This is a genomic window from Marmoricola sp. URHA0025 HA25, from assembly GCF_054059435.1.
This window is the reverse complement of record NZ_JBSSCD010000001.1, coordinates 3244971-3264654: the sequence shown is the minus strand read 5'-3', so window position 1 is coordinate 3264654 and position 19684 is coordinate 3244971. Positions and strand designations below refer to the sequence as shown.

The following is a 19684-nucleotide window of genomic DNA, read 5'->3' as shown; positions in this document are numbered from 1 at the left end:
TCCGGGAGAGGTAACTGTGAAGCGTCTTGTCGCCGTGGTGGTCACGGCCGTCCTGTCGGTCTCGTTGGCCTCGCTGGCCAGCCTCGGAGGCGCGAGCGCCGCGCCCAGCGCCGGGAGCAGCGCCGCGACGTACGCAGCCGCGCTTCCCGGCTTCGCAGCCTGCGCCGACAGGCCGAGCGACCAGTGCGGCCAGTTCGCCGTGCCGCTCGACTACGCGAACCCCGGCGGCGAGAAGATCTCGCTCGCCGTGCGGATCCGCCCGCACACCTCGGCGACGTACCAGGGCATCATGCTCGCCAACCCCGGCGGCCCGGGTGCCTCCGGCACCGGCCTGGTCGGTCTCGCCGGCGCGATCCCGAACCATGTCGGCGAGCAGTACGACTGGGTCGGCTTCGACCCGCGCGGCGTCGGCGAGAGCATCCCGGCACTGAGCTGCAACACCCACTACTTCGGCGTCAACCGGCCCAGCTTCGTGCCGAGGACGCACAAGCTGATGCGGTTCTGGAAGAAGAAGACCGCCGGGTACGCCAGGGACTGCGGCACCAGCGCGGCGGCCAGGCTGCTGCCGCACATGTCGACGCTGGACAGCGTCCAGGACATGGAGGCCCTGCGAAGCGCGCTGATCGGCGACGGCCCGATGGCGAAGCTCAACTTCTACGGCTTCTCCTACGGCACCTACCTCGGCCAGGTCTACGCGAACCGCTACCCGGAGCGAGTGGGCCGGTTCGTCCTCGACGGGGTCGTGAACCCGACCGACTACTGGTACGGCGCCAACCTCAAGCAGGAGATCGGCTTCGACCGCAACCTCAACATCTTCTTCCGCTGGATGGCCAAGCACCCGGGCGCCTACCACCTCGGCACCAGCGGGAAGGCGATCCGCCGCGGCTACAACGCCCTGGTCAAGCGCCTCGACCGGCACCCGGCGTACCACCGCAAGCTCGGACCCGACGAGCTGGCCGACGCGATGATCAACGCCGGCTACTACGTCTACGACTGGGACGCGATCGCCGCGGCGTACTCCAAGCTGGTGCGGACCGGCCAGGGACGCGGGATCTTCAAGATCTACGCCGGCTCCAACATGGGCAACGACAACGGGTACGCCGTGTACCTCGGCGTGCAGTGCAGCGACGTGCTCCGGCCGCCGTGGAGCACGCAGGTCCACGACGCGTGGCGGATCCACCGCAAGCGACCGTTCCTGGCGTGGGACAACACGTGGTTCAACGCGCCGTGCCGCACGTGGCGGGCGCCGAGCCGGACGCTCGTCCCGGTCAGCGGGGCCGCTGCGGCCGCCGATGGGGGCAAGTTCCTCCTGGTGAACGAGACGAAGGACGCGGCCACGCCGTACTCGGGTGCCCTGAAGGTGCGCTCGCTGTTCCCGTCGTCGGCACTGATCGCCGGGGTGGGCGGCACCACCCACGCGGGTTCGCTCTCGGGCGTCACCTGCGTGGACTCGCGCATCTCCACCTTCCTCGCCTCGGGCACGCTCCCGGCGAGGCAGGCCGGCGGAGGCGCAGACGTCGACTGCCCGAAGGTGCCGCCGCCGCCCGCGACCCGCTACGCCCGCACCGCCGGCGGTGCGGGCATGTCCGCGGCCCTGCGTGACCTGCTGGTCCGGGCGCAGCGGTTCGGCTAGGAAATTCACTACTGGCGTAGCGAACTGGCCGCTTCCCGTACGGGATCTCGTACGGGAAGCACCAGTTTCACTACGCCAGTAGTGAATTTCGCCGCCTACAGGTCCCCGGCATCGATGATCCGGTACGCGTAGCCCTGCTCGGCGAGGAACCGCTGCCGGTTCTGCGCGAAGTCGGCATCGACGGTGTCGCGGCTGACGATCGTGTAGAAACGCGCAGTACGGCCGTCGCGTTTGGGGCGGAGCAGGCGGCCGAGGCGCTGCGCCTCCTCCTGGCGTGAGCCGAAGCTGCCGGAGACCTGGATGGCGACCGCAGCCTCGGGCAGGTCGACGGAGAAGTTCGCGACCTTGGAGACCACGAGCAGGTCGATCTCACCCTCGCGGAACGCCGCGAAGAGCTGCTCACGCTCCTTGACGCTGCTCTCGCCCTTGATCACCGGGGCACCGAGGTGCTCACCGAGCTCGTCGAGCTGGTCGAGGTACTGCCCGATCACCAGCGTCGGCTCGCCCTGGTGCTTGCGGACCAGCTGCTCGGCGACCCGAGTCTTGGCGAACGTCGAGCTGGCCAGCCGGTAGCGCTCCTCCGGCTCGGCGGTCGCGTAGGCGAGCCGCTCGCCGTCCGGGAGCGTCACCCGGACCTCGACGCAGTCCGCCGGCGCGATCCAGCCCTGCGACTCGATGTCCTTCCAGGGAGCGTCGAAGCGCTTCGGCCCGATCAGGCTGAAGACGTCGCCCTCGCGACCGTCCTCACGGATCAGCGTCGCGGTCAGCCCGATCCGGCGGCGCGCCTGGAGATCGGCGGTCATCCGGAAGATCGGCGCGGGGAGCAGGTGCACCTCGTCGTAGACGACCAGGCCCCAGTCGCGCGCGTCGAGCAGCTCGAGATGGGTGTAGGCACCCTTCCGCCGGGTGGTGAGCACCTGGTACGTCGCGATGGTGACCGGGCGCACCTCCTTGCGTGCTCCGGAGTACTCGCCGATCTCGTCCTCCGTCAGGTTCGTGCGCTTCAGCAGCTCGGCCTTCCACTGCCGTGCGCTGACCGTGTTGGTGACCAGGATCAGCGTCGTCGCCTTCGCGTGGGCCATCGCTGCCGCGCCGACGATCGTCTTCCCGGCGCCGCACGGGAGCACCACCACTCCGGACCCGCCGTGCCAGAAGGAGTCGGCCGCCTGCTTCTGGTAGTCGCGCAGCGACCAGCCGTCCTCGACCAGGGAGATCTCGTGGGCCTCGCCGTCGACGTAGCCGGCGTAGTCCTCGGCGGGCCAGCCCAGCTTGAGCAGGGCCTGCTTGAGGTTGCCGCGCTCGGAGGGATGGACCGCGACGGTGCCCTCCGAGCCGGGCACGGCCTCGATCCGCTCGCCGAGCATCCCGGCGACCTTCTTGCTCCGCACGACCTCCTCGAAGACGGCGTGATCGCTGCTGGCCAGCACCAGGCCGTGGGCCGGGTCCTTCTCGAGGCGGAGCCGGCCGTAGCGGGCCATCGTCTCGGCGACGTCGACGAGCAGGCCGTGCGGCACGGCGTACCGGCTGTAGGAGAGCAGGGTGTCGACCACCTGCTCGGCGTCGTGGCCGGCCGCGCGGGCGTTCCACAGCCCCAGCGGCGTGAGCCGGTAGGTGTGGATGTGCTCGGGTGACCGCTCGAGCTCGGCGAACGGCGCGATCGCCCGGCGCGCCTCCTCGGCCTGCGGGTGGTCGACCTCGAGCAGCACGGTCTTGTCGGACTGGACGATGAGGGGGCCGGCAGCGGGCTCGGCGGGGCGGTCGGTCATGACCGGCCAAGTCTACGAACGCGACCGAACCGACGCGCCATAGTTGGCTTTCCCTGTGAATTGATGCCCGAATCTGTTGTTATCTCTTGACTTCTGTGGGAACGCGGTGTCTAGTGGTCGAAGAGACGCAGGTCACACGACGTGATCGCCCGCAGAGCCAGAAGGGGACACCGTGTACGCAGAGGAACGGCAGGCAGCGATCGTCGCCCGGGCGCGTGCCGACGGCCGCGTCGAGGTCGCCTCGCTGGCCGAGGGCCTCGACGTCACCACCGAGACCGTCCGGCGCGACCTGACTGCCCTCGAGCGCGCCGGCGTGCTGCGCCGGGTCCACGGCGGTGCGATCCCCGTCGAGCGCCTCGGCTTCGAGCCCGCCGTCGACACCCGCGAGCAGGTCGCGACGTCGGAGAAGGAGGCGATCGCGAAGGCGGCGCTCAACGAGCTGCCGGTCGACGGGGCGATCGCCCTCGACGCCGGCACCACCACGCTGCGGCTGGCCGAGGCGATCCCGGCCGACCGCGAGCTGACCGTCGTCACCAACGGCCTGCCGATCGCGACCGCGCTCGCCGCCCGGCCGAACCTCACCGTCCACCTGGTCCCGGGGCGCGTCCGCTCCCGGACGCTGGCGGCGGTCGGAGACGCCTCGGTGGCGTTCCTGCGCGAGCTCTACGTCGACGTCGCGTTCATCGGGACGAACGGCTTCTCCGTCGAGCGTGGCTTCACCACGCCCGACGCCGACGAGGCCGCGACGAAGCGGGCCCTGATCGGGTCGGCCGGGCGGAGCGTCGTGCTCGCCGACAGCGCCAAGCACGGTGTCAACCACTTCGCCGGGTTCGCCGGGATCGAGGACGTCGACCTGCTCATCACCGACGCCGGCCTCGATGCCGCCAGGGTGAGCGGACTCGAGGCCGCGGGTCTCCAGGTGGTGCGCGCATGATCATCACCGTCACGCTCAACCCGAGCCTCGACCGCACGCTGCAGGTACGCCGGCTGCTGCGCGGCGAGGTGCAGCGGGCCGTCCTCACGCACAACGACCCCGGCGGCAAGGGGGTCAACGTGGCCCGTGCGCTGAGTGCGCACGGCACGCCGGTCGTCTCGGTGCTGCTGGTCGGCGGCAGCACCGGGACGGCCCTGGCCGCCCAGCTCACCGAGGCCGGGGTCGACCACGTCGCGGTCCCCGGGCGGCACCGCACGCGCGCCAACGTCTCGATCGTCGAGCCCGACGGGACCACCACGAAGATCAACGAGCCCGGGGTCGCCCTCGACCCCGACGAGCTGCGCGCCGTCACGGACGCGGTGATCGCGCACGTCAGCCCGGGAGACTGGGTGGTCACGGCCGGCTCGGTCGCGCCGGGCCAGGACCCCGAGGTGTACGCCGTCATCGGAAACGCGGCCCGCGCCGCCGGCGCCCACTGGGCGGTGGACACGTCCGGTCCGGCCCTGGCCGCGTCGCTCGCCGCCGGCCCCGACCTGGTCAAGCCGAACCGCGAGGAGCTCAGCGAGGTCCTCGGAGCGCCGCTCGACACCCTCACCTCGGTGGTCGACGCCTGCCGCGACCTGGTGGCGGGCACCGAGCGCACCCTGCTCTGCAGCCTGGGCGCCGACGGAGCCGTGCTGGTCGAGTCCGGTCACGCGTGGTACGCCTCGGGCCCACGCGTGCAGGTCGAGAACACCGTCGGCGCGGGCGACGCGCTGCTCGCCGGCTACCTGCACGGGCTCACCGTCGAGGGCACCACGGCGGCCGGCCTTCGCGCCGGCGTCGCCTGGGCGACCGCGGCGGTCGCGACCCCTGGCACCGGCGTACCCGCACCCGACCGGGTCCGGCCCGACGACGTCCACATCACCGAGGCCGCCACGGCCGCTCTCAACCACCTGGAGACAGCATGACTGACGACCTGACCACAGCGCCGCGGCTGATCGACGCGACCCTGGTCGACCTCGACCTCGACGCGAGCGCCACCGACAAGGACGGCGCGATCCTGCGGCTGGTCACGCTGGCGCACGACGCCGGCCGGGTGACCGACGTCGAGCAGATGCTGGCCGACGTACGCGCTCGCGAGGCGCAGATGGCGACCGGCCTCGAGGGCGGCATCGGCATCCCGCACGCCCGGTCGGGCGCCGTGCGCGTCCCGACCCTGGTCTTCGGCCGGTCGAGCACCGGCATCGACTTCGGTGCGGAGGACGGTCCTGCCCGGATCGTCTTCCTCATCGCTGCGCCCGACGACGGGAACGGTGAGCACCTCACGGTGCTCGCCGCGTTGGCGCGACGCCTCGTGCACGAGTCCTTCCGCGAGGCCCTCATCAACGCAGGCGACCCGAAGGACGTCGTCGAGCTCATCAAGAACGAGGTGGAGAACCGATGAAGTTCGTAGCAGTCACGTCGTGCCCGACCGGGATCGCGCACACGTACATGGCGGCCGAGGCCCTCGAGCAGGCAGCCCGCGCAGCCGGTCACGAGATCCAGGTCGAGACCCAGGGAGCCGGCGGCCTGCAGGAGCTTCCGCAGGCCACCATCGACGCAGCTGATGCGGTCATCTTCGCCGCCGACGTCGAGGTGCGCGGCCGCGACCGCTTCGCCGGCAAGCCGACCGTCACCGCCCCGGTGAAGAAGGCGATCAACGGCGCGGCCGGGCTCGTCGCCGAGGCCGTCCAGGCCGCCCAGGCCGGTGTGGCCTCGGCTCCGGCCGCTGCCGGAGGCGGCTCGCGTGGCCTGGTCACGAAGGTCGACCACGACGCCGGCGTCGGCACGCGGGTGCGCCAGTGGCTGATGACCGGGGTGAGCTACATGATCCCGTTCGTCGCGGCCGGCGGCATCCTGATCGCCTTCGGGTTCATGCTGGCGCGGTTCGCCGGTGGCGACGACGGAGCCATCGAGGTCACCAAGATCCCGATCACCGACCTGATCAAGCACTTCGACGCCACCTCCGGCATGCAGTGGGCAGCACTGCTCTTCCAGGTCGGCGTCGCGGCCTTCGGCTTCCTCGTGCCCGCACTCGCCGGCTTCATCGCGTTCGCGATCGCGGACCGTCCGGGCATCGCTCCCGGCTTCGTCGGCGGCGCGCTCGCCGGCACCGTCGGCGCCGGCTTCCTCGGCGGCATCGTCGCGGGCTTCCTGGGCGGCTTCCTCGCCCTGTGGGTCAGCCGCTGGCGGGTGCCCAAGGCGGTCAACAGCATCATGCCGGTGGTCCTGATCCCGCTGGTCGCCACGCTCCTCACCGGCGGCCTGATGATCGTGATCCTCGGCCGGCCGCTGTCCTGGGTCACCGACAAGCTCACCGCTGGCCTGGACAACATGTCCGGCGGCTCGATGATCGTCCTGGGCGTCGTGCTCGGCCTGATGATGGCCTTCGACATGGGCGGCCCGGTCAACAAGGTCGCCTACACCTTCGCCACCACCGGCCTCACCGCCGCCGCGATCGCCTCGCACGGCACCCAGCTGACCGTGATGGCCGTCGTGATGGCCGCCGGCATGACCCCGCCGCTCGGCCTGGCCCTGGCCACCGTGCTCCGCAAGGACCTCTTCAGCGAGCCCGAGCGCGAGAACGGCAAGGCGGCCTGGTTGCTGGGCGCCTCCTTCATCACCGAGGGCGCGATCCCGTTCGCCGCGGCGGACCCGCTGCGGGTGATCCCGTCGATCATGGTCGGCTCCGGCGTCACCGGCGGCCTGGTCGCCGCCTTCGGCAGCGAGCTCGCGGCACCGCACGGCGGCATCTGGGTGACCCCGCTGATCAACGGCATCCCGGGCTACCTGCTCGCGATCGTCGTCGGCACCGCGGTCACCTCCGGTCTGGTCGTCGTGGCCAAGTCGGTACGCCGTACCGACCTGCCGGACGCCGCGGGCATCCCGGCAACCGGTGGTGCCCACGCCGGTCAGACCGTCGCGGCCTGAGGCCGCACCCCAGCGCCAGGTGGGGTCGTGCCCCGACGCCGACCCCACCTGTGCCCCCACCCTTCGACCCACCAGGAGCATCCAATGCCGACTCGCACCGCAGTGATCGCCAGCAGCGTCGGGCTGCACGCCCGGCCCGCCGGGCTCTTCGTCGGACTGGCCGGAGAAGCCGTCCGCGCGGGAGTGACCGTGACCATCGGCCTGCCGGGGGAGGACCCGGTCAACGCCGCCAGCATCCTCAGCGTGCTCGCGCTCGGTGCGCGGCACGGTGACACCGTCGAGGTCAGCGCCGAGGGTGAGGACGCCGACGGCGTCCTGGCCCGGCTGGTCGCGGAGCTCTCGACCGACAGGGACGCGGCGGCATCATGACTCTCATGGTCTCGACGCTGACCGGCGTCCCGGCGAGCCCGGGCACGGTGGTCGCACCCGCCGTCTCGTGGGAACCGGGCGTCGTCGTCGACGTCGAGCCCGCCGTGGACATCGACGACGCCTCGGCTCGGGTCGTCGCAGACCTGCAGTTCCGGGCGACGACCGCCACCACGCCGGAGGGCACCGCGGTGCTCGAGGCACTCGCGATGTTCGCCGCCGATCCCGAGCTGCTGGCGGTCGCTCGCGCTCGCGTGGACGCCGGCGAGGAGCCGGAGGCGGCCGTCCGGGCCGCAGCTGCGTCGTACGCCGACCAGCTCCGTGGCCTCGGCGGCTACCTCGCCGAGCGGGCGGCCGATGTCGAGGACGTCGGTGTCCGACTCGCCGACGCGCTCGCCGGTCGCGCACCGGCCGAGCTGCCGCACCCGGGGCACCCGTACGTCCTGGTGGCGCGAGACCTGGCGCCGGCCGACACCGCGCTGCTCGACCCGGCCGTGGTCGTCGGCATCATCACCGAGCAGGGCGGGCCGACCAGCCACACGACCATCCTCGCTCGCTCCCTCGGCATCCCGGCGGTCGTCGCGTGCGCCGGCGCCCGGGCCGCCGTCGGTGGGCACAGCGTGCTCCTGGACGGGACCCAGGGCCAGGTGCACGTGGACCCGCCGGCCTCCGTCGTCGACGAGGTGCGCACCCGCGAGGAGCGCGCCGCGGAGCGTCGCTCGCAGGCCCAGGGCCCCGGCGCGACCGCCGACGGCGTTGCCGTCAAGCTGCTCGCCAACGTCGGCACCCTGGAGGAAGCCCGGGCCGCGGCAGCAACGGACGTCGAGGGCATCGGCCTGTTCCGCACGGAGTTCCTCTTCCTCGGCCGGACCGATGAGCCGACGCCCGAGGAGCAGGTCGAGACCTACGCGTCGGTGCTCGCTGCGTTCGAGGGGCGCCGCGTGGTGTTCCGCACGCTGGACGCCGGCTCCGACAAGCCGGTGCCCTTCCTCGGGCTCTCCGACGAGGACAACCCGGCGCTCGGCATCCGCGGGCTCCGGACGGCGGTCGCGCGTCCCGACGTACTGGAACGGCAGCTGGCGGCCTTGGCCGAGGCGGCCGCTCGCACCGGCGCCGAACCCTGGGTGATGGCGCCGATGGTGTCGACACCGGCCGAGGCCGACGCGTTCGGGGCCCGGGCCCGCGAGGCCGGGCTCCAGCACGTCGGCGTGATGGTGGAGGTGCCCTCGGCCGCCCTTCGTGCCGGCCAGGTGCTGCGGTCGGTCGACTTCGCCTCGATCGGCACCAACGACCTCGCGCAGTACGCCCTCGCCGCCGACCGCCAGCTCGGCGACGTCGCCGAACTGCTCGACCCGTGGCAGCCCGCGCTGCTCGACCTGGTCGCGATGACGTGCTCCGGTGCGTCTGCACATGAGCTGCCGGTGGGCGTCTGCGGGGAGGCGGCAGCCGACCCCCAGCTGGCCATCGTCCTGGTCGGCCTCGGCGTGCGCTCCCTCTCGATGGCACCGCGTGCGGTCGCCGCCGTACGCAGCGCGCTGGCGGAGGTCTCGCTCGCCGACTGCGAGCGCGCCGCGGTAGCAGCGCGCGCCGCAGCGGACGCCGCGTCCGCACGTGCCGTGGTGGCCGAGCTGCTCGGCTGAGGCAACCTGAGCGGTCGAGCAGACCGGGAACCCCGGGTGGTCGAGCAGCGAGCGTCAGCGAGCGACCAGACGAGACCTGGCAACCACGGGTGGTCGAGCAGCGAGCGTCAGCGAGCGATCAGTCGAGACCTGGTGAGGGTTTCGACAGGCTCGACCACCGGGACCGGACCACCGGTGCCGCATGCGAGGGACCGCGCTGGGTAAGGGCGAACTCTGGTGCTCGGGACGGGGCATTGGCCGCACCTCGGGGACGGTGGAGGCCGGTGCGGCCGAGTGGGAGGGACGATCGAACCGTGGTGCTGTCAGCTGACCTCGAGGGGCGCATCCTTCGTCTGCGGGCTGACCGCCGCCGCTACCAGGGGGCGAGTGACGCGGCGCTCGACGAGCTCGATCGGGTGATCGGCTACCTCGAGCAGCACGGGCGCGCCGGCCTTGCTCGGGGCCTTCGTCGCAACCGCGCGTCGATCCTTCGCGCACTGGGCAACGACCCGCGTCGCGGGTGACCTCGAGGGGTTCAACCCGCATGGGACAGGAGGGAACATGGCTACGAAGAACCAGGTCGACATCCGCGCAGAGGTCGTCGCGCTCTTGCTCGACATCGTCGCGAACGAGAGGTACCCGTCGGTGACCATGCTCCGGATGATCGAGCAATTGGCGGACCCCGAGGAGCGTGGCCTCTACGCCCGGATCCTGATGGACAACATCAGGTCGAGCCCGAGCCCCAGCATCCCGATGATGCGTCGACTGGTCGCGTTGGGGTGAGCCGCGGCCTCAGCGGCGCAGCTCGGCCTGCAGGCGAGCGGCGAGATTCACGGACGCTTCGATCTCGGTCCGCCGAATCGAGACGCTCTCGACGTTGAGTCCGAAGGGGACGCCGAGTCGTCGGCAGTAGGCCATCAGCTCGAGGGCGGTCGCCAGCGCTTGCTCGAAGGAGGCGTCCAGGGTGTCGTCGGCATGCCGGAGCTCGTTCTGGATCCAGCGCGGCACGTCGACGCCGAGCCATCTGAGGAAGTCCAGGGTCTTCAGTGACCCGCAGACCGAGAAGGTGAAGACGATCGGGACCGGGTCCACGCCTCGGGCAGCGCATTCGTAGCGATAGTCGGAAACGAGGTTCTTCGCGGCGTTGGCGTCGAAGACCACCTGGGTGACGAAGAAGGCGCAGCCCGCTGACTGCTTGGCGAGCAGTCGTAGGTGCTCGTCGCCGTTCCTCGTATGGCGCTCCGGGATCGCCACCCCGCCGAGCAGCAGGTGAGGCTGCATCTCGGAACGCAGCTCGTGGGCGCGTGCCAAGGACGTCGCGACCGGCTTGCCGCGTGAGGAGGTCCCGACGAAGACCGACAGAACCCGATCGGGTGCTTGGGCGCGGAGCCATGACCGGAGCTCGGGCTCTGTGTGCTTCCCGACCGCGCGGTAGACGACGACCGGGATGTTCCAGTCGGTGAGGTGCCTGTCCAGGTACTCGGCGGGGTCCATGGTGGGCAGGAACGGGAAGGGGCGCTCCTCTGGGTTCCGGTCGCTCTCGTCGTCGATGTCGTAGAGCACCAGGCCGTCCAGGTCCAGCACCTGGAGTCGCTTTGCCGTCGCGTCCGAGATCTCCTGGGCCTTCTCCGGCGAGGTCGCTCTACGTGGCGGGGTCAGCGCGAAGAGCAGGAACTCGCCCTGACGTTCGACGATGCGTCGCTGCAGATCCACGCCGCGACGGTAACGGACCGAGCACGCGGACGCGCCCGATCGCCCCCTCATGCCGGCTTCCCGCCGGATGTGCGGCGGTCGGAACCGTTCGAGCCGGGACAGCGTCACACCCGCGTCGAGCGGAAGGATGTGCTCATGCCATTGCGGTCGTTCGGTGTCCTCGGCCTGCTGATCTGCGTCTCGGGATGCAGTCAGCCTGCGCGAGAGGCAGGGTCCGAGCACAGGTCCACGGCGACCCCCCATGTCTCCGTCGCCCAGGACGCCCACCTCGGCACGCTGACGGCACGCGAGCGCTCCTGGGCAGCGAGGATCGCGAGACGTGAGCAGCGCAAGGTAGTCGGCACGTTCGTCGGAGCCACCGCCTTCGCCACGCGCGGCACGCCGTTCGACCCCGGTGAGCCGTGTGACCTGGACAAGCGCTTCATCGACATCAGGCTGGTGTGGAGCGCCGGCGCCAACTTCGTCCACAGCCACACGCCCGGTTCTCCGCCCGACGGGCCGCGCAAGGACCTCCTGATGACCGTCGATCCGGCGAACGGGCACGTGTGCCAGACCGGAGCGGGCTACCGCGACGTCGGAGCGGGTGACGACGAGACGCTGCTCTACGGCCAGTGGCCCGATCCGGCGGACGGATAGAGCCCCCCGTCCGGGAGTCGTAGCCTCACCCCATGCGCTTCGAGGCCAGCACCGACGTCGCCGCTCCGGCGCAGACCGTGTTCGCTACGTACTCCGACGTGGAGCGCTGGCCCTCCTGGACCAGCAGCGTGACCAGCGTCGAGCTGCTCGACCCGGCGCCGTTGCGGGTCGGCTCGCGGGCGCGGATCCGGCAGCCCAAGCTGCCGGAGGCGGTCTGGCAGGTGACCAGGCTCGAGCCGGGGCGAGAGTTCGCCTGGCAGGTGCTCGGTCCGGGGGTGCTCACCACGGGCACCCACCGGGTCACCGACAACGGCGACGGGACGGCCCGGGTGACCGCCATCCTCGAGCAGCGTGGCCCGATCGGGATGGTCGTCGGTCTGCTCACTCGACGCTCACCCGGCGCTACCTGCGCATAGAGGTCGAGGGCATCAAGGCCTACTGCGAGGCCTGATCGTTCACCCGCGCCTGCGTGATCCGGTGGATCGCGAAGGCGCGCATCTCGTCGCTCCGCTCGTCGTACGCCGACAGCTGGCCGCCGCCGACCTCCACGGGACGCACGATCCGCTCGGTGCTGGTGCCGTGGTTGTCGAGGTAGCCGATCCACACCTCGCGACGCGTCTCGACCGCGTCGCGGAGCACGGCCATCACGTCGGCGGGGGTGGTCGCGGGACCACGTGTCGGACGAGCAGCGGCGGCACGGTCGCCGGAACGCACGGCCGCGACGACCGCCGCGGTCCTGGCAGCCTGCCGCGCCGCGTCGCGTCCGGCCCCGCGATGCTGGCGCGGGGTGCGCGCACGGAACTCCTCGGGACGAGCCACCCGGACGGTCCCGTCGGCGGCCTCCACCACCGGCGCCGCGCCGAGCTCGCGCAACCGGGGGAGCAGCACCTGCAGCGGCAGGTCGGAGACCACCACGGTCGGGGCGATCCGGCGCAGCCTCATGGCGGCGGCGTCCTTGTGGTGCAGCAGCTCGGTGAGGGCGGTCTCGTCGTCGCTGCGCAGGAAGGACTCCGCGACGCCCACCCGGATCGTCCCGAAGCGGCGCGACACGTCCTCGACGAGGTAGTCGAGCGCCTGCGGGACGGGGGTCCTCGACGACTCGCGGAGGAAGTCCTTGACCTCGACAGCGGACCAGCCGGAGTCGAAGGCGCGGCGCACGGAGTCGGCGGAGAACCGGTAGACGGTCGCACCACCACGCGACTCGACGTCCGCGAGCAGTCCGAGGCGATGCGCGAAGCTGCGCTCGAGTGGACCGGGCGCGACCGCGGTGAGGTCGGCCTGGATCAGCACGTGGTCGATCGGCTCCGGCACCAGCGTCTCGAGGGTCGTTGCCGGGTCCTGGCCCGAGACCAGCTCCCGGCCGAACGCCGGCACCGCACCGAGGCCGACCAGCCCGACCGTCGCAGCCTCGCGGAGGATCGGCTCGACTAGCTCGAGACGGGCGGACGGCCGGCGCGGATGGCGCCAGCGCAGCCGCGCGACCAGCGACGGTACGCCGGTCCCCGACGCCAGCGCCCGCCCCGGCTCGAGGCCGGCCAGCTCACGCAGGACCGAGTGCCGGTCGCCGGGCAGCCACGAGCGCTCGAGCCCGGGGGAGAGCGCGTTGACCGGCCCGGTCCTGCTGGACGCGCTGCCCTCGCGACCGCCGATGGCCGAGACCAGTCGGGGGTTGTCGAACCAGGCACGCGCCAGGAGCGCCCACCGCTCCGAGGTAGAGCGGGTGACCCAGGCGTCGTACGCGTCGGTCGGCAGCCAGGCGGTGTCGAGGTCGTCGTTCATCCCGAGCGCGAGCAGGCCGGCAGCGGCCGCGGTCTCGACGACCAGCGCCGCCGTCGGGACGTCCGCGTGGAGCAGCTCGGCAGTGGCGCGGAGGTCGCGGACCGCGAGGCCGCCCGACCGCAGCCCGGCAGGGGGCCGGGACGCCCAGTGCTCGAGGAGCATCTCCACGCGCCGGGTGAGCTCGAAGGCGGCGCCGGCGGCGGCCCGGTCGATGGCCTCGGTCGTCCGGTCGGCGGCCGCGAACTCGGGCACCACGTCGACCGGCTCGCGGGTCGACCGACCGCCGCGCAGGTGCAGCTGCACGTTCCACGGGATCACCACGTGGCGCTCGCCGCGTGGTGCGAGCAGGCCGCGCGCGAGCAGGTGCTCGGTGGGCGTCGAGGCATGGTCGGGTCGTGACGGCACCCTTGCCTCGGCGACGCTGCCCGCCGCGTCGGACTCGTCGAGGTGGTCGAGGATCGCCCGCGCCCGCTCGTCGACCTCGCCGAGAAGCCGGGGGACCGCTCGTGCCTCCGGCCCGGCGGGTACGCCGAGCAGGTCGGCCACGATCGTCACCGGTCGCCAGACCTCCGGCGTGCCCCAGGCCAGCGCCAGCCCGTGGAGCCGCTCCAGTGCAGCGTCGACGGAGGCAGGCGTCGCGTGCACGACCTCGTGCAGCCGTGTCGACCCGGTCGGGCCCTCCTGGACGACCGCGGTGAGCACTGCCAGCTCCAGCCGGTCGAGGAGGTCGAGCGCCCGCACGACCGACGTGCGCACGACCGCCCGGCCCGCCAGCTGCGCGGAGTCCGCGGGCGCCGGCGCCGCGAGATCCGGGCGGGCGTCGAGGAGCGCGCCGAGGCGCTCGTCGGACCAGCTGCGCAGCTGGTCGGCGAGGGTCCGAGGGGCCGCAGGCGCCCCTTCGACTCGGCTCAGGGCGGACATCCGGCCAATTCTACGGACCACCCGGTTCAGTCGGGGGCGGTGAGCTTCTCCTCGGGCAGCCGCGCGAGCACCGTGTCGAGGTAGTCGCGGGTCGTCTCGAAGATGTCGATCTCCCGCCCGGCCCGCTCGGAGAGCAACCAGCGGTGCTCGAGGATCTGGTGGAAGACCTCGGCCGGCTCGAGCCGGCCCCGCAGCTCGGGCGGCACCATCGCGGTGATCCGGTCGTAGATCTCCGCGCGCCAGCGACGGGCCGCCTCGACGCGGTCGGTGAGCCCGTTGTGCGCCATGAACGAGGCCAGGTCGGCCAGCAGCCGCCGTGCCTGGTTGTCCTCGACCTGCAGGCCGGTCAGCTCGTCGAGCTCGCGGGCGTGGTGGCCGGCCTCGACCACGCGGGGCTGGATCGAGAGGGTCGCCCCGCTCGGGTCGGTCGCCATCGCCAGCTCCTCGACGTCGAAGCCGAGCTCGCCGAGCCGCTCCACGCGCTGCTCGATCCGCCACACCTCGTCGGCGCCGAACTGCTCCTCGGCCGTGAGCTCGTGCCAGAGCGACGCATACCGGTCCTTGACCCGCTCGATCACCGCGAACGGGTCGACCTGGCCGGCCATCTCCGGCTGCGCCTCCTGCACGTCGAGCAGCTCGGCGAACACGTTCTCGCAGCCCACCTCGACGTCGTACTCGCGCATCCGGTCCGAGAGCTGGCCGTGCAGCTCGCCGGTCTCCGCATCGACGAGGTACGCCGCGAACTCACCCGCGCTGCGCCGGAACAGCACGTTCGACAGCGACACGTCGCCCCAGTAGAAGCCGGCCAGGTGCAGGCGCACCAGCAGCACGACGAGCGCGTCGACGAGCAGGGGGAGCCCGCCGGGCGGCAGGCCGTTGGCGAACACCGCGCGGTAGGGCAGCGCGAAGGCGAGGTGTCGGGTCACGAGAGCCGCGCCCCGGTCGGCGGGGCGCTCGGAGACGACGGCCACCGGCGTCACCGCGGGAAGGCCGCGGCGGCCGAGCTCGCGCAGGAGCCGGTACTCGCGCTTCGCGACGTCCTCCTGGGTCTCCTTGACCGCGTAGAAGGAGCCGTCGAGATGGATCACGCGCACGACGTGGCGCGACAGACCGCGGGGCACCGGCACGACGTGCTCGGTCCACTCCTCCAGCGGCTGGTTCCACGGCAACGTGAGCAGCGCGGGGTTCGGGGTGCTGGCGAGGACGCGCACGTCGTTCAGCGTAGGGCCCGGTTGCGCCGGCTCGCCGCCGCGACGTCCACAGGCGCGCGACAGGTGCCGGGCCGGCGGGGGACGGGATGGCAGGATCGAGGCCATGGCGACCATCGCAGCCCGCGGGCTCGGCAAGAGCTACGGCGGCAAGGCGGCCGTGGCCGACCTGTCGTTCGACGTCGAGCCGGGAAGCGTCACCGGCTTCCTCGGACCGAACGGCGCCGGCAAGTCCACGACGATGCGGCTCATGCTGGGCCTCGACAACGGTGCCGGCAGCACGACGTACGACGGCAAGCCGTTCTCCGAGCTGCGGCACCCGATGCGCCACGTCGGCGCGCTGCTCGAGGCCAAGCCGTTCCACCCGACCCGCAAGGCGCGCAACCACCTGCGGATGCTGGCCGCCGCCAACGGCATCTCGCGCTCGCGGGTCGACGAGGTGCTCGCGCTGGTGGGCCTCACCGAGGTCGCGAAGGCCAAGCCGAAGGGCTTCTCGATGGGCATGGGCCAGCGGCTCGGGCTCGCCGCGGCGCTGCTCGGTGAGCCGCACACGCTGATCCTCGACGAGCCGGCCAACGGCCTCGACCCGCAGGGCATCCAGTGGATGCGACTGTTCTTGAAGTCGCTGGCCGCGGAGGGCCGCAGCATCTTCGTCTCCAGCCACCTGCTCTCCGAGATGGCCCTGATGGCCGACCACCTGGTGGTGATCGGCAAGGGCCGGTTGATCGCCACCGGGCCGGTCCAGGAGTTCGTGAGCGGCTCGCGCAGCAACGCGGTGATCGTCCGGACGCCGGACGCCACGGCATTCGCCGAGCTGCTCGTCGGCCGCGGAGCACAGGTGACCCCCCTCGATCCCGGCGGCCTCACGGTGACCGGGCTGGCCGTCGATGCCGTCGGGGACCTGGCGTTCGACCACGGCATCCGGCTGCACGAGCTGTCCCCGAAGGTGGCCACGCTCGAGGAGGCGTTCCTCGAGCGCACCGCGGGGGCCGAGGAGTTCCAGGCGCACGCCGGGCCTGTCGGGAGCGCCTCGTGAGAGCGGCATTCGCCTACGAGTGGGTCCGGATCCGGACGATCCGCTCGACGTGGTGGCTCACCGGGATCACCCTCGTCGTCGGCACCGGCATCTCGACGCTGTTCTCGTGGGCCATCCACCACGACTTCTCCACCTCGGGCGTCAGCGCGGACGACCTCGACGGGCTCGCGCCGGCGGTCGTGACCCAGCTCGCTGCGACCGGTCACGTGCCCAGCCTGATCTACTTCACCCTGGCGATCCTGGGGATCTTCGCCTGGGGCCACGAGTACCGCCACGGGATGATCCGAGCGTCCCTCACCGCGCTGAACTCCCGCCCGGCCCTGTGGACAGCCAAGTACGTCGTCGTCGGCGCCTGGGTCGCGGTGGTCGGGGTGGTCACGATGGTGCTGTCGGGACTGATCGCGACGCTCTTCCTGCACGACTACGTCACGGTGTTCACCGCCCAGACCTGGGGTGTGGTGGGTCGGCAGGTGCTCTACGGGGTGCTGCTCACCTGGCTGGCGATGGCGTTCACCTCCGTGACCCGCTCGCAGGCCTTCGCGCTCGTGTCGATCTTCCTGTGGCCGCTGCTCATCGAGACGCTCATCGGTGTCTTCTTCGCGTTCATCCCCGGCCTGCGCGACCACGAGGAGATCGTCCGGTTCCTGCCGTTCAGCGCCGGTGCCCGGATGGTCGACGTGCTCACCGACTCCAGCAGCACCTTCGGAGACCCGTTGTCCGCACTCGGCGGCGCGGTCGTGTTCGGCGGGCTCGCCGTCGTGGTGATGGCAGCGTCGTACACGCTGTTCGGGAAGCGCGACGCCTGAGGGCTGTTGCCGGCTCGGCTCGCGCGCCTAAGGTCAGGTATGGACTCGCACGCTGTCGGGGAGACCGAGCCTCCACTGCTCGAGCACACCATCGGTGCCAGCCTCGAGGCCACCGTCGCGGCCCATCCGGATCGCGAGGCGCTCGTCGAGTTCGCCACCGGCCGTCGCTGGACCTACGCGCAGCTCGACCTCGATGTCGACGCTCTCGCCGTCGGCCTGCTCCGGGCCGGGATCACCAAGGGCGATCGGGTGGGCATCTGGGCGCCGAACTGCGCCGAGTGGACGATCACCCAGTACGCCACCGCGAAGATCGGCGCGATCCTCGTCAACGTCAATCCGGCGTACCGCACCCACGAGCTCGCCTACGCGCTGCGCCACAGCGGCGTGAAGCTGCTGATCAGCGCGCCGGAGTTCAAGGGCAGTGACTACCGGGCGATGGTCGAGGAGGTCCGCGACGACCTTCCGGCCCTCGAGTCCGTGCTGTTCCTCGGCACTCCCGAGTGGACCGAGCACAACGTCAGCGACCCGGGCGTCACGCTTCTGGAGCTGATGACCTGGAGCCTGGAGGCCGACGACCCGATCAACATCCAGTACACCTCGGGGACGACCGGCTACCCGAAGGGCGCGACGCTGTCGCACCGCAACATCTTGAACAACGGGTTCTTCACCACCGAGCTGATCAACTTCACCGAGACCGACCGGCTCTGCATCCCGGTGCCCTTCTACCACTGCTTCGGCATGGTGATGGGCAACCTCGGCTGCACCACGCACGGCGCGACGATGGTGATCCCGGCGCCGGGGTTCGACCCGTCGGTCACGCTCCGGGCGATCGCCGAGGAGCGGTGCACCGCCGTGTACGGCGTGCCGACGATGTTCATCGCCATGCAGAACGCCCCCGACTTCGCCGAGCACGACCTGAGCAGCCTCCGCACGGGCGTGATGGCCGGCTCGATCTGCCCGGTGGAGGTGATGAAGCGCTGCATCGACGACATGCACATGGCCGAGGTGTCGATCGCCTACGGGATGACCGAGACCTCGCCGGTGTCCTGCCAGACCCGCGCCGACGACGACCTGGACCGGCGTACCTCCACGATCGGGCGCGTCCATCCCCACGTCGAGATCAAGGTCGTCGACCCGGCGACCGGAGAGACCGTCGAGCGCGGCCGGCCCGGCGAGCTGTGCACCCGCGGCTACTCGGTCATGCTCGGCTACTGGGACGACCCGGAGAAGACGGCCGAGGCGGTCGACGCGGACGGCTGGATGCACACCGGTGACCTCGCCGAGATGCGTGAGGACGGCTACTGCAACATCGTGGGCCGGATCAAGGACATGGTGATCCGGGGCGGGGAGAACATCTATCCGCGCGAGATCGAGGAGTTCCTCTACACGCATCCCGACGTCGAGGACGTGCAGGTCATCGGCGTACCGGACGAGAAGTACGGCGAAGAGCTCTGTGCCTGGATCCGGATGCGCCCGGGAGCCGATCCCCTCGACGCCGACCGGGTGCGCGAGTTCGCGAGCGGCAGGCTCGCGCACTACAAGATCCCCCGCTACGTCCTGGTGGTCGAGGAGTTCCCGATGACCGTCACCGGCAAGATCCGCAAGGTGCAGATGCGGGAGGAGACCACCTCGCGTCTGGGCCTCGGCTGACCCGCTTCGAGAAGTATCTTCCGATTCGCCGGAAACCGTCGGGACACAAATGGCCCGGATTGATCATGCCGGGCAGAGCTGCGAGTGCCAGCGTGCTCAGGACACGCATCATCAACAGACGGGGTACGGGGATGAAACTGGCACGCAAGGCATGGGCGGCAGTGGGATCGGCGGCAGCGCTGGCGGCGATGGGGATGCCGGCCGCGGCAGGGGCGGACGTCCCCGCTCCTCAGGTCGCCTGGACGGGGATGAACATCAACGTGTCGCCGGACGGGTCCGCGGCCCACATCAACGGCAAGTACAAGTGCTTCGGCGGCGAGGCCGGCACCCACCTGTGGGTGTCGGTCAAGCAGGGCGCCGGCGTCGACCCCGACCACACGTCCAGCGGCGACGCCGATGCCTGGTACGACACCAACTGGAACTTCAGCGAGTCGGACCCCGACGGCCTCAACGTGAGCTGCGACGGGCACTGGCACGTCACGCGGTACGAGCTGCGGCCGGAGTTCGGTGAGCTGCACGACGGGATCGCCTACGTGCAGTTCTGCCTGTTCGACTCGACCGGCAACGAGGAGAACTTCCCGCAGGGCTTCGCCTTCGACTACAGCTGGAAGACGGTCCGCGTCCCGTAGGCCGCGAACGCTGCCTCGACGTTCCGCGACAGCCCG

General features: G+C 71.5%; 17 protein-coding genes and 1 pseudogene. 14 read left to right on the top strand and 4 right to left on the bottom strand.

The window, feature by feature from the left end; translation table 11 throughout:
* The first annotated feature begins 16 nt into the window (after nucleotides 1-16).
* A complete protein-coding gene (locus ACVW00_RS16115; protein WP_457111907.1) occupies nucleotides 17-1633 on the top strand; it encodes an alpha/beta fold hydrolase in 1617 nt (538 codons plus the stop codon).
* 95 nt (nucleotides 1634-1728) lie between these two features.
* Here ACVW00_RS16115 and ACVW00_RS16110 read toward each other — a convergent pair whose 3' ends face one another.
* Nucleotides 1729-3399 (bottom strand): DNA repair helicase XPB, encoded by a 1671-nt coding sequence (locus ACVW00_RS16110; RefSeq protein WP_457111906.1) that lies wholly within the window; start codon nucleotides 3397-3399, stop codon nucleotides 1729-1731.
* Between the two features lie 172 nt (nucleotides 3400-3571).
* On the opposite strand from ACVW00_RS16110, the gene ACVW00_RS16105 reads away from it, so the two are divergent.
* From ACVW00_RS16105 to ACVW00_RS16075, 7 genes and pseudogenes are all read left to right on the top strand, one after another.
* On the top strand, nucleotides 3572-4333 hold the full coding sequence (locus ACVW00_RS16105) for a DeoR/GlpR family DNA-binding transcription regulator (RefSeq protein ID WP_457111905.1): 762 nt from the start codon (nucleotides 3572-3574) through the stop codon (nucleotides 4331-4333).
* Nucleotides 4330-5283, top strand: coding sequence for a 1-phosphofructokinase (pfkB, locus tag ACVW00_RS16100; RefSeq protein WP_457111904.1), 954 nt, complete (start codon nucleotides 4330-4332; stop codon nucleotides 5281-5283). The genes ACVW00_RS16105 and pfkB overlap by 4 nt, the downstream gene beginning before the upstream one ends.
* Nucleotides 5280-7285, top strand: a pseudogene (locus ACVW00_RS16095) (PTS fructose transporter subunit IIABC). The gene pfkB and the pseudogene ACVW00_RS16095 overlap by 4 nt, the downstream one beginning before the upstream one ends.
* Before the next feature lie 84 nt (nucleotides 7286-7369).
* The gene (locus tag ACVW00_RS16090; protein ID WP_457111903.1) at nucleotides 7370-7654 is read left to right on the top strand and encodes an HPr family phosphocarrier protein; all 285 of its coding nucleotides are present in this window, start codon (nucleotides 7370-7372) and stop codon (nucleotides 7652-7654) included.
* Nucleotides 7655-7659: 5 nt separating this feature from the next.
* Nucleotides 7660-9291 (top strand): phosphoenolpyruvate--protein phosphotransferase, encoded by a 1632-nt coding sequence (gene ptsP, locus ACVW00_RS16085; RefSeq protein WP_457111902.1) that lies wholly within the window; start codon nucleotides 7660-7662, stop codon nucleotides 9289-9291.
* Between the two features lie 293 nt (nucleotides 9292-9584).
* Nucleotides 9585-9794: a hypothetical protein gene (locus tag ACVW00_RS16080; RefSeq protein WP_457111901.1), complete on the top strand. Its 210-nt coding sequence runs from the start codon at nucleotides 9585-9587 to the stop codon at nucleotides 9792-9794.
* A 37-nt stretch (nucleotides 9795-9831) separates the two neighbouring features.
* A complete protein-coding gene (locus ACVW00_RS16075) occupies nucleotides 9832-10053 on the top strand; it encodes a hypothetical protein (protein WP_457111900.1) in 222 nt (73 codons plus the stop codon).
* A gap of 9 nt (nucleotides 10054-10062) precedes the next feature.
* On the opposite strand, the gene ACVW00_RS16070 is transcribed toward ACVW00_RS16075, so the two are convergent.
* Nucleotides 10063-10983 carry a methylenetetrahydrofolate reductase gene (locus ACVW00_RS16070; RefSeq protein ID WP_457111899.1) on the bottom strand — a complete coding sequence of 307 codons (921 nt, stop codon included), beginning with the start codon at nucleotides 10981-10983 and terminating at the stop codon, nucleotides 10063-10065.
* 135 nt (nucleotides 10984-11118) lie between these two features.
* Here ACVW00_RS16070 and ACVW00_RS16065 point away from each other — a divergent pair, with 135 nt between their 5' ends.
* Nucleotides 11119-11619 carry a hypothetical protein gene (locus ACVW00_RS16065; RefSeq protein WP_457111898.1) on the top strand — a complete coding sequence of 167 codons (501 nt, stop codon included), beginning with the start codon at nucleotides 11119-11121 and terminating at the stop codon, nucleotides 11617-11619.
* A 32-nt stretch (nucleotides 11620-11651) separates the two neighbouring features.
* Nucleotides 11652-12035: an SRPBCC family protein gene (locus ACVW00_RS16060; RefSeq protein ID WP_457111897.1), complete on the top strand. Its 384-nt coding sequence runs from the start codon at nucleotides 11652-11654 to the stop codon at nucleotides 12033-12035.
* Between the two features lie 19 nt (nucleotides 12036-12054).
* Here ACVW00_RS16060 and ACVW00_RS16055 read toward each other — a convergent pair whose 3' ends face one another.
* Nucleotides 12055-14319, bottom strand: coding sequence for a helicase-associated domain-containing protein (locus ACVW00_RS16055; RefSeq protein WP_457111896.1), 2265 nt, complete (start codon nucleotides 14317-14319; stop codon nucleotides 12055-12057).
* Nucleotides 14320-14345: 26 nt separating this feature from the next.
* Nucleotides 14346-15530 carry a DUF4032 domain-containing protein gene (locus ACVW00_RS16050; protein WP_457111895.1) on the bottom strand — a complete coding sequence of 395 codons (1185 nt, stop codon included), beginning with the start codon at nucleotides 15528-15530 and terminating at the stop codon, nucleotides 14346-14348.
* Nucleotides 15531-15633: 103 nt separating this feature from the next.
* Between ACVW00_RS16050 and ACVW00_RS16045 the strand changes: the two genes are divergently transcribed.
* The 4 genes from ACVW00_RS16045 to ACVW00_RS16030 all read left to right on the top strand — a co-directional run bounded on the left by ACVW00_RS16045 (nucleotide 15634) and on the right by ACVW00_RS16030 (nucleotide 19648).
* The gene (locus ACVW00_RS16045; protein ID WP_457111894.1) at nucleotides 15634-16563 is read left to right on the top strand and encodes an ATP-binding cassette domain-containing protein; all 930 of its coding nucleotides are present in this window, start codon (nucleotides 15634-15636) and stop codon (nucleotides 16561-16563) included.
* Nucleotides 16560-17369 carry a hypothetical protein gene (locus ACVW00_RS16040; protein WP_457111893.1) on the top strand — a complete coding sequence of 270 codons (810 nt, stop codon included), beginning with the start codon at nucleotides 16560-16562 and terminating at the stop codon, nucleotides 17367-17369. The genes ACVW00_RS16045 and ACVW00_RS16040 overlap by 4 nt, the downstream gene beginning before the upstream one ends.
* A gap of 39 nt (nucleotides 17370-17408) precedes the next feature.
* Nucleotides 17409-19019, top strand: a complete 1611-nt coding sequence (locus ACVW00_RS16035) for an AMP-binding protein (RefSeq protein ID WP_457111892.1) — start codon at nucleotides 17409-17411, stop codon at nucleotides 19017-19019.
* Between the two features lie 131 nt (nucleotides 19020-19150).
* Nucleotides 19151-19648, top strand: coding sequence for a hypothetical protein (locus tag ACVW00_RS16030; RefSeq protein ID WP_457111891.1), 498 nt, complete (start codon nucleotides 19151-19153; stop codon nucleotides 19646-19648).
* Nucleotides 19649-19684 lie beyond the last annotated feature (36 nt).

Bases quoted from the DNA above. Each gene is read 5' to 3' on its own strand.
- ACVW00_RS16110 (WP_457111906.1), bottom strand. From the start codon at position 3,399: ATGACCGACCGCCCCGCCGAGCCCGCTGCCGGCCCCCTCATCGTCCAG.
- pfkB (WP_457111904.1), top strand. From the start codon at position 4,330: ATGATCATCACCGTCACGCTCAACCCGAGCCTCGACCGCACGCTGCAG.
- ACVW00_RS16090 (WP_457111903.1), top strand. From the start codon at position 7,370: ATGCCGACTCGCACCGCAGTGATCGCCAGCAGCGTCGGGCTGCACGCC.
- ptsP (WP_457111902.1), top strand. From the start codon at position 7,660: ATGGTCTCGACGCTGACCGGCGTCCCGGCGAGCCCGGGCACGGTGGTC.
- ACVW00_RS16075 (WP_457111900.1), top strand. From the start codon at position 9,832: ATGGCTACGAAGAACCAGGTCGACATCCGCGCAGAGGTCGTCGCGCTC.
- ACVW00_RS16065 (WP_457111898.1), top strand. From the start codon at position 11,119: ATGCCATTGCGGTCGTTCGGTGTCCTCGGCCTGCTGATCTGCGTCTCG.
- ACVW00_RS16060 (WP_457111897.1), top strand. From the start codon at position 11,652: ATGCGCTTCGAGGCCAGCACCGACGTCGCCGCTCCGGCGCAGACCGTG.
- ACVW00_RS16055 (WP_457111896.1), bottom strand. From the start codon at position 14,319: ATGTCCGCCCTGAGCCGAGTCGAAGGGGCGCCTGCGGCCCCTCGGACC.
- ACVW00_RS16045 (WP_457111894.1), top strand. From the start codon at position 15,634: ATGGCGACCATCGCAGCCCGCGGGCTCGGCAAGAGCTACGGCGGCAAG.
- ACVW00_RS16035 (WP_457111892.1), top strand. From the start codon at position 17,409: ATGGACTCGCACGCTGTCGGGGAGACCGAGCCTCCACTGCTCGAGCAC.
- ACVW00_RS16030 (WP_457111891.1), top strand. From the start codon at position 19,151: ATGAAACTGGCACGCAAGGCATGGGCGGCAGTGGGATCGGCGGCAGCG.